General features: G+C 56.0%; 12 protein-coding genes. All 12 read right to left on the bottom strand.

The features are described 5' to 3' along the window. Positions 1 to 361: hypothetical protein (locus NK214_RS24290; RefSeq protein ID WP_253315724.1), on the bottom strand; the 361-nt coding region annotated here is incomplete at its 3' end. A gap of 47 nt (positions 362 to 408) precedes the next feature. After that, a complete protein-coding gene (locus NK214_RS24285; RefSeq protein WP_227106103.1) occupies positions 409 to 3,252 on the bottom strand; it encodes a hypothetical protein in 2,844 nt (947 codons plus the stop codon). 41 nt (positions 3,253 to 3,293) lie between these two features. Further along, positions 3,294 to 3,470 (bottom strand): hypothetical protein, encoded by a 177-nt coding sequence (locus NK214_RS24280; RefSeq protein ID WP_227106105.1) that lies wholly within the window; start codon positions 3,468 to 3,470, stop codon positions 3,294 to 3,296. A 30-nt stretch (positions 3,471 to 3,500) separates the two neighbouring features. Then, the gene (locus NK214_RS24275) at positions 3,501 to 6,221 is read right to left on the bottom strand and encodes a hypothetical protein (protein ID WP_227106107.1); all 2,721 of its coding nucleotides are present in this window, start codon (positions 6,219 to 6,221) and stop codon (positions 3,501 to 3,503) included. 25 nt (positions 6,222 to 6,246) lie between these two features. Then, complete coding sequence (locus NK214_RS24270) at positions 6,247 to 6,666, bottom strand: hypothetical protein (protein ID WP_235085368.1); 420 nt, start codon at positions 6,664 to 6,666, stop codon at positions 6,247 to 6,249. Next, positions 6,663 to 7,082, bottom strand: coding sequence for a GPW/gp25 family protein (locus NK214_RS24265; RefSeq protein ID WP_227106111.1), 420 nt, complete (start codon positions 7,080 to 7,082; stop codon positions 6,663 to 6,665). The genes NK214_RS24270 and NK214_RS24265 overlap by 4 nt, the downstream gene beginning before the upstream one ends. A 124-nt stretch (positions 7,083 to 7,206) precedes the next feature. Continuing rightward, positions 7,207 to 8,847 carry a phage baseplate assembly protein V gene (locus NK214_RS24260; protein ID WP_235085366.1) on the bottom strand — a complete coding sequence of 547 codons (1,641 nt, stop codon included), beginning with the start codon at positions 8,845 to 8,847 and terminating at the stop codon, positions 7,207 to 7,209. Continuing rightward, complete coding sequence (locus NK214_RS24255) at positions 8,844 to 9,572, bottom strand: hypothetical protein (RefSeq protein ID WP_227106115.1); 729 nt, start codon at positions 9,570 to 9,572, stop codon at positions 8,844 to 8,846. The genes NK214_RS24260 and NK214_RS24255 overlap by 4 nt, the downstream gene beginning before the upstream one ends. After that, positions 9,569 to 9,742, bottom strand: coding sequence for a DUF5908 family protein (locus NK214_RS24250; RefSeq protein WP_227106117.1), 174 nt, complete (start codon positions 9,740 to 9,742; stop codon positions 9,569 to 9,571). The genes NK214_RS24255 and NK214_RS24250 overlap by 4 nt, the downstream gene beginning before the upstream one ends. Continuing rightward, positions 9,739 to 10,209, bottom strand: a complete 471-nt coding sequence (locus tag NK214_RS24245; protein ID WP_227106118.1) for a phage tail protein — start codon at positions 10,207 to 10,209, stop codon at positions 9,739 to 9,741. The genes NK214_RS24250 and NK214_RS24245 overlap by 4 nt, the downstream gene beginning before the upstream one ends. Next, the gene (locus NK214_RS24240; protein WP_227106120.1) at positions 10,206 to 11,417 is read right to left on the bottom strand and encodes a phage tail sheath C-terminal domain-containing protein; all 1,212 of its coding nucleotides are present in this window, start codon (positions 11,415 to 11,417) and stop codon (positions 10,206 to 10,208) included. The genes NK214_RS24245 and NK214_RS24240 overlap by 4 nt, the downstream gene beginning before the upstream one ends. Positions 11,418 to 11,518: 101 nt before the next feature. Further along, the coding region (locus NK214_RS24235; protein WP_305883579.1) for a phage tail sheath C-terminal domain-containing protein at positions 11,519 to 11,867 on the bottom strand (349 nt) is incomplete at its 5' end.

Genomic DNA, 11,867 nt, shown 5'->3' with positions numbered 1-11,867 from the left:
TGCCATCTAGTTGGACAGTTAGTCCGGCTGAGCTTACCGCTAATCCCTTGGAGACGGCTGTGTTAATGCCGACCCCGCTCGTGCTCACTGATAGGCCTGCCGCTGTATCCGTCTTCGCCGACAACAGCCCACTGATGGTATCCAGCTGTAAGCCCGCACCGGGCCCGGTCTGGCCCTTCCCCTGTCCCAACGCTCGGCAGCCCGCGTCCGCCATATCGATCAGATTTGCAAAATCGCCCTCCAGCGGAATCGACCGTGCCGCGAATTTGGCCTTGAGCTCATTTGAGCTCACATTGATCCTGGGTGTTATCGAGTCTGCGGTGCCTTCCAAGGGGCCTTGGTTTTGATTTTTCTTTTTCATATTCTTTCTCCGGTCTGTGAGTTGGCGGTGATAAATATGTAGCTGGACTAGTGTTGAATCGGCCCTGGCGCGGCGGCCTCTCCAACTGAGTCTAGTATGATTGAGGTGCTAGATGGCTCGGCGGGAACATAAAATAATGCATTGTCATGAATGACTTCTGCGTTCCACTCTCCTGGCGCGGCTCCCGCGAATACCTCTTTGAATTGGGCGTCGGTGGCGATGCGCATGTTGCCAATACCCTCCAGGCCGGAAGGCAGGGTACCCAGGGCGAGGTAGTCCAATAGATGGAACGATGACACTCCTAAGAGTCTATCGTTTGCTATCCACTTGGCGTAGGTATGCGCAAAGTTGTTGAAATAGCGGCTTTCCAACCAATGCATTTCGGCGCAGACATGACATGGCAGCTCTTCGTGTACAATCTGCTCAACCCAGGCTGCGGTGACTTGAGGCTCTGTGACATGGCTCTGCGGGCCCAGTAGCAAGTCTTCGTTGAATATTGCGCTTACGATGAAAGAAAAACGGTCTGGCAGGGCGGACTCGCGATCTCGATCGAAATACCAACGGTAACGATTCTGATGCTGGTCTTCCGGCAAGGTGTAGTTTGCGTCTGCCTCAATGAGTAACTGCCGGCGTAGCGTATCGATGCCACGCACGATCGCAACGCAATCACCCTCGGCTAAGGGGGCATGTTGTAAGTTGCCCTCCGGTGAAAAATGGCGATAGAGCACGAGTTTGTCGCCTACCGCCAAGCTGGACGGAAAGTTGTCCGCCGTGATGATTTTCTGCCCCGGCTGAGGGGACAGCTGGGGTGATTGCACGTTAGCGGGTGGATAGATCAGGGGAAAGGTGGTGTCCTGCATCCAGAGGCGGCTGGTGCGCCATTGCACTGCGCTTGGGGCGGCTAGGAGTTCCTGTAGGAAGGAGCGTAGCGCTGGGTTGATCTCTAGGGCGATGGTCTTGGTGTCGCTATCCACTTTCAATACCACGCAGGCGTTTAGGATGATTGGCGTTGCGTTGGAGTCGGAAGTGTATTGCAGTTCCAGCAATTGTCCTTGGAAGACGCTGTTCACAGGAGTGACCGAGGTGAGGGCCAAGGACTCGTCTTCTGTCTGGAGATGGGTGATTTTTTGCCACGAGAGATTTGCCGTTCCTGGCGGCGGGGTCAAGAGCGCAGCGTGCTCCATCAAGTAGAAAGGCAAGTGAGTCCAATCCGGCGGCTCATTAAATACGCCTTCGTCAAAACCCAAGCGCGCAGCAATGCGGCGCTGTATGCTGGACATGGCGTTGGCGGAGAATTGGCCGGCCTGGTAATTCAACTGGCTGTTCAGACGAATCAGCGAGCATTGTGATGATAAGTAGTCCGGCGCGTTGAGCAAGGTGCGGTCGGCGCGCTGCTGGCCAAAATAGCCCAGCAGGTAGTTGAGCAGCGCTAATTTCTGCTCTTCGTTTTGGCTTTGCATGGTGGTTTTAGCCAACAGTGCCGGCTGATATGCCTGATGCACGGCATAGGCCACGGTGTCATTGACGAAGGGCCATTGATTGCCCCAGACCGTGGTGTCGAGCTGTTGGTTAAACGATAGCAACCTCGGTAGCAGACGCAGTTGGTCGCAACCGCTGGCCAGCCATTGCTCGAATGGCAAGAGATACTGGTGAAGATGCCGTGTGGTGTGCAACGCCAAGTCGTCTTGCAGTTGATAACATGGCGGGATTTTTGCGCTGGCTGGGTAGTAACGCTCTGGGGTGCGGTGGCGGCCGTACTCAAGGGATACCCAGGCTTCGTTGAGTACGGGGGTGGAGGGGAGGGCTTGCTTGATTTCCTCTTCACTTATGGTTACCTTCTGACCGCGCTTCATCAGTTTCACTCGCTGCCCTGCCGCCAAGACCTGAAGCGGCGTGCGGCCCCAAAGCTGCGGGTACTTTTGGGCGGGGATACTGACTTCCCAAGTCCCGTTGTCAAATCGCAAGGCCTGCAGGCTTTTGACGCCGGTCAGCATCTGGAGCGGCGAAGCCAGGGGGTTAAGGTTCAGGGTGTGAGCCGTATTATGATCCTCTACGGGCGGCAGCGTGCTAATCCAGCCATGCGCCAGATTGGGGCCTTGGTAAATTTCATCATTGGTCCAGCCCGCGGCGCGTAGCTCCGCGGCCGTCGCGCGCTGTGCCTGCGGGCTGATGTAGCTCTCCACGCATAGATACAGCTGGGCCATCAGGATGGCGTAGTTCTGGAAATCGTCTTCCAACTCCAGCGTGATTTCCACATTGACGGGTTGTGCCGCTAGCCAGACGATTCCGCGCACGCCTTCGCACACATTATGGTGGTTCTGTAAAAATTCCTGCAGGATAGGCTCGGCTATTGCTTGGGGCACGTCACGGTTCAACTCTACCTGCAAGCGGTAAAAGCCTTGTACGGTGAACTTCTGTTTGCCCTCGTCTTCGTCGCTGGTGAAATGATACTCGCGCAGTTTTGGATCGTAGTAATACGTATATCTTTGATCGATGGTTTCCGGAAGCAGCAGGGCATTGCGGAATAAAAAGCGCGTGACGCCGTTGACCTTGCCCACGAGATCTAATAGCGCTCGGCGGTAGTCCTCCTCGGTGATGGGCGATACGGTTAGCACCTCATTTGGGCTGAACGAATGGGGAAACAAGCCATCCCCGTTTTGGAGGTCAGGCGCGGGTGTCAGTATGTCGCGCAACGGCAGGATGTGGCGGTAGGCCAGGTCGGACATGCCATAGCTCAGTGCCTGCAGCAGGGTGACGCCGGGATCGTGTTCGTCAGTGTCGGTCCACACCTGGCCGGACTGTTGCTTCAGGGTGTCTTGTGCCTGCTGCCACAGGGTGTCGAAGTGGATGGCCTGGAGGACGACGGGGTCGACCACAGTGCGTTGGGTCATGGGCGGCTTTCTTCAAAAGGTTGCCGGGTGTGGGGCGTGCGTTAGAAATCGTTGATCTTGCGGATCTGGTTGTTATACCTGTCGGCAATGATCGGATTGTCGTGGGTGTTGCTGACTTTTGCCTTGGCCACCAGACTGTTGCCGTAACTTTGGCAGGAGCAGGTTATTGTGGTCAAAGGTCCTAAAGTGGTGTCGATATTACATGTGTGATGGTTCATGTTTTCCCCAATCAAATACGTCCCATCTAATTAAAATCTGGCTGGGTTTGCCAACTGAATTTTAACTGTTTCATGTCCTGGCTCTAGAATCAACACGACACCCCGTGCAGCCGTGATAGACTCGGTTTTTCCATTCAAAAACAGTGTGTGCACAGTTTCTACCAATGGCTGCCGCTGTATAAAAGATAATATTTCGTAGTAGTCCAGTATATTGTCTGAGATGACTGTACGGTTTTTATTCCCAGTCCAAGGGATATATTGGCGCACTAACGCCTCATCCACTTGGCGATTGCCGAAAGCCGGGCTAATACCTTCGACAAAGGTAACTGCATATGTCACTAGGACGCCGATGTAGACAGGATTGAGAATATCGATTTCCGCCCAAGGCGAGGTCAGGCGCTGCATAGCCTGGCGCATGCGATCCAGCCGGGCCGGGTTGAATGCCGGACGCTTGGGGTCGTCGTTGTCGCGCCAGTCCGGCGCCGGGATAACGGTGAGCAATTGCTTGCCAGGTGTGCCGGGACCCTCCGGCAAAATGACGGAGCCCACTTCTGGAAACAGATCCCGCAGCAGCATTTGCAGATCGTGTTGGCGCAGCGCGCGGCCGCGGTGGGACAGCCGCTGGGCGATGCGGCGGTTGAAGTCGTCTAGGGCTTCCAGCGGGCGGCCGTGTTGCGAAGGCCAGGGCTGGGTGACGCCGGCCAGGCCGAGCACCGCATTCATGGTTTTCGACACGCGGCCGGCCAGCAGAGGCTGGGCGAAATGATCAGCCGCCATGGTATCCGGGTCGGCCAGGGTGGCGGTCATGGCATTGGCCAGCAGGCCTTGCAGCTGCGGGTAGTCAGAGGTGGTTGCGCCTAGATCCGACTTCTGGGGCTGAGTGGGGGTCATTACGCCGCGCAGCCAGTAACGGCCGGCCGGCATATGGGCGGACTGGTCGCCGGCGTCGTTGGGCAAGGTGGCGGACCATAGGCCGGAGGCGAACAGGCCGTCGGTGCCGTCCAGCACGTCGGCGTTGAGCGCAATCCATTGGTTGTTTTGGTTCAGGTATTGCCAGTCCACATCCAGCGCTTGCGGGCTGCACAGTTTCCAGTACAAGGACAGCTGCTGGCCGGGCAGTATGTCGCTGAGGCCCAGATAGAGTTGCGGCTGTGCGGGTTCGTCTTCCTCTGCGCCGGCTGCTTGGTGGCCGAATGGGGTGAGCCGGTATTGTGCGTTAACTTCGATAAGCTGGGTGCTAGTGTAGGCAATGTCCAGTCCGGCCCATTGCGGGGTGTAGGGGGGGGTCAAGCCGGTTGCCCCTGCATTGACGAGTTGCCAGTATTGCTGATGTAAGAAGGTGGTCGGCTCCAGGGTCAGCCGCAGGCGACTGGCCCAGTCATCGGGGTCGGCGCTGTCGACGACGTCGCAGAGCAGTTGGGTGAAGGTGAATGTGAGCGGCCGGCCAGCGGGCGCGGTGGCGGCATTGGCATTGCTCGCGAATAAGGGCTGCCCGGCGTCGAGCGTCTTCCAACCGTTTGCGCTCAGCGCGGCCGCCGTCACTTTGAATGTGTCGTCGTTGACAGGCGCATTGGTATAGCCGGCATACCACTGCGCAAAGCTCTGCCCTTCCGGCAAGCCTTGCCATTCCGGCGTCAGCGTGACTTGGATGGCTTGGGATTTTCGGCACCAGTCCGGCGCCATCAGCCGTACCGCCGAGCCTTGTGGCACCTCGGCGCCGAAAGGCAGGCAGGGTTGATCCGGCTGCGCGACGCCGTCTTGCGTGCGAAAGGCGACATCGGCGGGGAGGGTGACAGTGACCTCAATCTGATTGACGACCGGTACTGTCAGGCCGTCATTGCGGCTGAGTTTGAGTAGCGGCGTGGTGTCGATGAATCCATCCAAACCCTGCGGCGGGCTGAGGGCGGGTTGATCGGCGGCCACGGTGAATGCCACGGTTGTGGCGCTACTGCTCACGGTGACGGGCGGCAGCGCCAGCCAGCCTTGCTTCGTGCTGACTGCGGCTTGCAATGTACAGTTGGGGGCGCTGGCAAAGGTGATGCTGAGTGTGCGCTGGCCGCTAGATAAGGCAAGGATATCAGCGGCGATCACGCGGCCATTCGCTGCTGGGTAGTCTTGCGGCTGTGGCGAGAACAGGCGTACGCCGTCGGTGGGAAATGGCGGTTCTTCGCCGGATTGCACGACATGGCACCAGGTGCCGTTTTTCGACGGGCGCGTCCAGTACACGTCGCTCAGTCGTCCGGAGTTGATTTGCAACGGTGCGTCCAACAGGTAGCGCAAGGCTTGTCCTAGGCTGTCCTGCCCCCCGTTGAGCGCGACGCCGGCGAGCAGCAGTTGCTCGTTTGCGCCCGGCATGAGGTTGAAGGAGGCGACGACTTGATCCGCCTGGGCGCCTCTTGGCGCCAAGCCCAGCAGGTCGCGGTAATACAATTGGCGATGTCGTGCCGGCAGGCTGTTAAGCAGGGTTTTAGCGGTTTCCAGTTGCCGCAGAAAGGCGAGCAGAAACGCCTGATGCGGCGGCAGTTCGCCGTCGCTCAGATCTGGTGCGCGGTAGCGCTCGGCAAGGTGGGTGATGTCCGTGTCGCCGCCGGGGAAGAAGATGCGGCCCCAGTTATTGTCGCCATCCCCTTGGGCAGTTTCATCAAAGGGAATCAGGGCCGTGTAGTCTTTGATGTCGCGCAGTGTTTCCTCAATGCCGCGCGGGTCCAGCGCGAAGGCCTCTACATGGGGAATAGGGTTCTGGCTAGACATGGTGTTGTGCTTCCGTTTTAGGGTTTTAGCTGCCCCGCACCACCGACTGGGTGGGCATGAATTGGCCTTTGCCCAGACTGGGCGTGGTCACGTCTGGTACCGGCGGCGTGCCGGGCTGTTGCGCCGGGGTGGTGGGCCGGAATTGGGCGATGAATTGTTGGCCCTTGAGCACCCAGGATGCGCCGCTTTTTACGTGTGTCGCCTGTTGGTTGGCGGTGAGGCTGATGGTGATGACGCCGTTGCCGGGAATGGTGTGAGTGGCCGTGGTGTAGATGGCGTTGACCTGCACCTGTTTCTCATCCCCGGCCACGCAGACTTTGCGTCCCTGTATCGTGGGATGGCCGCTGCCGCGGAGTTGCGCTGGGCCGCAAGGGGTGACGATGCGGTTGCCGAACATGGGTTCAAACACTAGGGCGGTGCCATCGACAATGACGATGTCCATCATAGGAGGAGCCCTCCTTCTGAGGCGACGATTTTTAATTCGCCGCGGACCCGCCCACTATCGTCTGTACCGCGAATGCGGTAATGGAGCGTAATGTCCAGTTGGGTAGGTTGGAGTTTGTTTTGCTTGATGATGATGTCGAGCGGCTCCACCCGCTGTTCGTGACGTTGTATGTTGTCTCGGATGGTACGGCGAATGTCAGCCAGCAGGTCCTCGCTGATATTTTCAAATATATAGGCATTCAGGTCGCAGCCATAGTCAGGGCGCATAATGCGTTCACCTGGCAGAGTGCTGAACAGAATTTGCAGGCTTTGACGAATGTCAAGCTGGTCTTCGACCATGTTGGGGCCATTTGCCAGAGTAAAGCTTGGAGGAAAGGCCCAGCCTCGACCAAGACGTCCCGTGGTATTGGTAGTCATAATGGTACTCTCGTTTGTGAGTGCATGAACGTTCTCGGTTTTCCCTGTTCTCTGAAATGGGCAGCTTGCTGTGCCGCTTGTGCTCTCGCCGCGCTCTGCAGCTGGATCGCGTTCTCCAACGGCTTCATGCTCCCACGTCCACCTTGTTGCCTTTTACTTTGACTTGCTGACCGCGGGCTTCCAGAGCGGTGTCGGCTTGCAGTGTCAAGTTCTTGCCTTTGATTTGTACGTCTTGCTGGCTCTGTGCCGCGAAGCCGGTTTTTGCTCCAAGCATCAGGTGTTCTTTATCCGCAGCTTGCAACTGAACCGTTTGCGCTTCTCCATCGAACAACAACTGTTGTTGTTTATCGCCTTGCTTTAGAATCAGTCCACGCTGTTGAAGGTGCTTCACGGGGTCGATGGGCGAGGGTTGCTTTGGGTTGTGCATGGCGCCCAGTATCACTGGGAATCGGGGGTCGGCCTCAAAAAAACCCAGCACGACTTCATCGCCGGGTTCGGGGTAAAAGCATGCGCCGCTATCCTTGCTGGCAAAGGGCTTGGCAAAACGTGCCCATAGCTTTGCATTGCCAAATATTGGCACTTCGACTTGCAAACGGTCCAGATTGTCGGGGTCTGATTGGTAGTGGGAGACTACGCCGATTTGCAGGCCCGGCGTGGCAGGAACCAATGACACGTTGATTGTGTCTTGTCCCAGCGTCACATCGGTGCGCCAGCGTCCAGGCGTCATGTGATGTTCAATGCCACTGATGACTCCCTGACCATCAAGTGTCTTGCCAAAGCCTTTAAGCTCCAATGTTTCACCTAATTGGTAGGCGGAGCTGCCGATTACGGTAAAAGTGCCGCGTACACTGGCGGCCTGCATGGACAGTAAGCGGCTATTGGCCCAAGCGTCCAGCTCCTCATCTTGCAGGTTTCTCGCAGCATGGAATGTTTGGCTCTTAGGCCCCAGCTGGACTAGCATTTTGGGATCAAGCGCATTACTGCCTAGCTGCTTGGGTTGAGATTGACGTGTTTCCGCTTTTTGGTTTTTAGTGTTCCAGGTAATGGTGTGGACTTCGCTTGTCAATTCACGACTGCTGAAAATCCAATCCGCTATTTCTATTAGGGGTGTGTGGCTAGATTCACCTGTCAATACTTTGGCATCTTGCGCCAACATGTGTTTGGCCGAGGAGAGTGCAGGTGGTGCGATGGAAACGCCACCACTGACATCGGGCCACAGCCAGACGCCATTGGCATGCAGTCGCGCTTTGATGAATTGCCAGTCAGAGCATTCATATTGGACCAATTGTGGATGTCGTATGGACATCATTCCACGGGAAGGACCAAGGTCGACTTTATAAAGGCGCAACAACTGTCGCAGTGCTTCCTCATCTGTCATGTTGGAGAAAACCTGACTACCATGGCTAGACAGGGCTCCCTGCAAAAGGTGGCAAAGGCGCAGAGTCAGTTCGTTGCCGTCCAGCGTCCAGTGGTTATGTTGTTCGGCTACGATGCCGGTAAACAAAACTGTACTCTTATTGTTGTCCTTAAGTTCTATTCTCACCGTTGTGCCAGGCAGGCAGCGTTGGGCATCCGCCGAAAATTTTTCGACTTCCTTTCTATCTCCACCCGGCTGTTTCAACACCAAAGTGGCATTCGGGATTTGGTTGGCTGCAAGCCGGGTATTCAGCCGAATGGGCAGCAGCGTGGTGAGCGATTGTGGGGGCATGCCAAACTGGATGCTGATCTCTGGTGGGAGCGATTGCTCAATGCGCGGTGTCATCATGCGGTTCCCTCTTCGTTTGCCATTTCAGTTGGGGGTACCAAGGTATCTCCTGGTCTGGCAGCGTCCAGACTGTCAAGATCGTTAGCGATGGCCACGTCCAGATAACTGTAAGCTTCCGCCATGCCGGCAATGGTGGCCAGCGTGGCTGCCGCCATCGGCAACCAGTATTGGTCAGGCAACGAAAGGCTGGCTTGCTTTTTGATTCGGTCGAAAATCTCTTTTGTTTGTGAAAAAGGACTGCTGACCGCGTTCAGGGTTAGCGTGGCTGTGGCGCGCTGTGGCTCGGCTTTGCGATCAAAACGGGTATAGCGAATCTCCAATGAGGCGGCGCGACCTAGGAAAAAATCCTGTCCGTGCCAGTGCATCTTGCCCCATTCTATTTTGAGATAGGGTGTCTCCCGAGAGCCGGATCGCGTTTCGCAACATAAGGCCTGAATCGCAGTTAATTGCATTTCCACTGATTGTTGGCTACCTGGCAAACTGGAGTCGAACAGCAACTCCAGCGTTAAAGCGCCTGGCCGTGCTTGTTTGAAGTGGTTGATGCTGATGGAGCCGTTGAGATAGTTGTCGGCGTCGTATTCAATGCCATAGCTCAAATTCAGCGATTCGGGGTTGTACATCACCTGCATCTCGCCTAATGGCGAACCATTAGGTTTGCCATCCTTGAGCTCTTGATAAGCTTGGATTTTTAGTTTGGATAGACCCAATTCCAGCAAGCCTTTCATGCCCAGTCCTCCTGTTTTTCGCGAAGACGTGCTAGTACTTGTTCAGTTATCAGTTCGATCAGGGCGCTTTGCTCGGCCTGATGATCCATCCATTGAGGCTTGGACGCCACTCCCACGGGTATGGTGTCATCCACCCGAACTTGAATAATCAGCTCATGAATTTCGATCATGCTTTGGCTCCTAGCCACTGGATGTCGCGGTAAACCAGTTCAATATGGTTGATTAGCGGGGTGTTGCTGTTAGCATCCAGATCGCCGGTTTGCCATTTCACTGGCAGGGCATCGGTGACAGTCCAGGTGCAGACGGGGAGCGATTGATGGTTTAGCAGCATGATCACCGCATCGACATAGGCGGTGTCAAAGCCACTCAAAACGTAGTCAAATGCCAAGGACAGCGGAGTGGGTACGACCACGCCCCGTTCCAACGTAAGCGGCGGGTGGCTGACGCGTTCTGGCAGGTAGTGATCCGTTGCATTGATGCCGCCCTGATACTGTGCGCTCACACCTAGTTCTCCTTTGCCTAGGCCAGAGACACGTTGAAAGCGAATATCCAAAGGGCTGGGCACGTTCTTGAAGAAAAAAGTGGCCAGGAAACGGTGGGAAACTTCCGGTTCGAACAGTTTTTCCAGCGTGCTCATATTAGTTCCTTGCTCATTTGTGTTTCCATCATCATGAACCGTAGGCTCAAATTGATGTACTCAGCAGGGTATAACGCTGACAACTCCACGCGGACGATTAATTGGCCTGCTAGCAGATCGTCCGTTGTCATACTTTCTGCCAGGCCCACGTATAGTCGAAAGGCCTCGTCCTCGCTGGTGCCGAACAAGGCACCCTTCAGCCATAAGGAGCGCAGCCAGGAGCGGAACAGGCTTTTTATTTTGAGCCAAGTGATTTCGTTATTTGGCTCGAATATGCAAAAGTGAGCCATGGTGTAAAGCCGAGATTCGACATAACCGAGTAGCCGCCGCACCTGCACGTAGCGGAATGCTGAGTTAGGGTTTGTGGTCAGGGTTTGGCAACCCCAAACCCGCACGCCACGGCCAGGGAAGGAGCGAATCCAGTTGAATGGCATGGCCGGATTGCGCATTGAGGCACTCAGGGTGGGGGGGGACTGTGGTTTTACCACCTGTAACAAGGCATTGTTCGCAGGTGCCTTCCAGACGCCACGTGTGCGATCAGTATGCTGTATCTGGGCTGCGATGATGCCGGATGGCGGCACCAGAGCTCGCGTTTGGTCTGATAGCAGGTAAGTGCATTCAAGATGTGGCCAGTAGGTCGCGCCGTACGCCGCATTATCCAGTTCCGTGCTGTTCAACACCAGTGCCGCCTTGGTCGAACTATCTGGCAAGTCCAATATGGCGAAACAGCCTAGGCGAGCGCGACAGATGTTCAACATTGCTTGCCATACCTGCAGCCACGGACCGGCTGGAAATATATCTCCGACTAATTCTACGATATCCGGCACGCACAGCAGAGTGGGCGCTTCATGGTCTGCTAAGGCGGAGCTCTCGAGCGCGGCGATCAGTTGCTGCGCGACGCTGTCGGCATCTGTTTCAAGTTGAGTGATCTGGGCTGCGGGTAGCACGTAGCATTCTCCGCCGTTATTGTCAAAATACAAACGTAAAGACTGGTAAAGCGCCGACGACTCTTGTTCTGCCCGCTGTGCAATATTGGCCGACGGGAAAAAGGTGGATTGAAACTCCTCCCAAGATGACACCGAGACCATTTGCAAGGGTTCACCCGTTTGGGTGTAGCCGATGAATACAGGCACGGCGCTGGCATCCTGCTGTGCCGCCAGTGTCACCACTTCGTTTGAAATGTTCACGCCTGGCATGGTTTGAGACATCGTACATTCCTTATGTGTCGAACTATAGGATTCCGGGACTGTTGGGCTGGCTAGGTTTGTGTATGGTAGGGTGGCACCAAGCAATTGTGGCCTCGTGCCTTTCAGGTGGATGTCCCCCCTTGAATAAATTGCAGAATGATGAATTCCGTCGGGTGCACCGCGGCCATGCCGACTTTTATGATCAACTTGCCGTTGTCGATGTCATCTGGCGTCATGGTCTCTTCGCCTACCTTAACGTAATAAGCCTCTTCTGCGGTCTGGCCTCGCAAAGCACCCTGGCGCCACAACGCGCGTAGATAGTTGTCAATGGCACCATGGGCTTTGACCCAGCTAGCTTGGTTGTTGGGCTCGGATGCCATGGAGCGCATGATATTTTTGATGTCTTTTTCGGCGCTGTTGAACAACCGGCGTACGGGAATGTAGCGCCACTCAGTGTCGGTATTGCTTGTG

The sequence above is a fragment of the Chromobacterium sp. S0633 genome (assembly GCF_024158805.1).
Classification (GTDB): Bacteria; Pseudomonadota; Gammaproteobacteria; order Burkholderiales; family Chromobacteriaceae; genus Chromobacterium.
The sequence above is the reverse complement of the archived record's forward strand: the minus strand, read 5'-3'. Positions and strand labels throughout refer to the sequence as shown.

Bases quoted from the DNA above. Each gene is read 5' to 3' on its own strand.
- NK214_RS24270 (WP_235085368.1), bottom strand. From the start codon at position 6,666: ATGATGGACATCGTCATTGTCGATGGCACCGCCCTAGTGTTTGAACCC.
- NK214_RS24265 (WP_227106111.1), bottom strand. From the start codon at position 7,082: ATGACTACCAATACCACGGGACGTCTTGGTCGAGGCTGGGCCTTTCCT.
- NK214_RS24240 (WP_227106120.1), bottom strand. From the start codon at position 11,417: ATGTCTCAAACCATGCCAGGCGTGAACATTTCAAACGAAGTGGTGACA.
- NK214_RS24245 (WP_227106118.1), bottom strand. From the start codon at position 10,209: ATGAGCACGCTGGAAAAACTGTTCGAACCGGAAGTTTCCCACCGTTTC.
- NK214_RS24250 (WP_227106117.1), bottom strand. From the start codon at position 9,742: ATGATCGAAATTCATGAGCTGATTATTCAAGTTCGGGTGGATGACACC.
- NK214_RS24275 (WP_227106107.1), bottom strand. From the start codon at position 6,221: ATGTCTAGCCAGAACCCTATTCCCCATGTAGAGGCCTTCGCGCTGGAC.
- NK214_RS24255 (WP_227106115.1), bottom strand. From the start codon at position 9,572: ATGAAAGGCTTGCTGGAATTGGGTCTATCCAAACTAAAAATCCAAGCT.
- NK214_RS24285 (WP_227106103.1), bottom strand. From the start codon at position 3,252: ATGACCCAACGCACTGTGGTCGACCCCGTCGTCCTCCAGGCCATCCAC.
- NK214_RS24280 (WP_227106105.1), bottom strand. From the start codon at position 3,470: ATGAACCATCACACATGTAATATCGACACCACTTTAGGACCTTTGACC.
- NK214_RS24260 (WP_235085366.1), bottom strand. From the start codon at position 8,847: ATGATGACACCGCGCATTGAGCAATCGCTCCCACCAGAGATCAGCATC.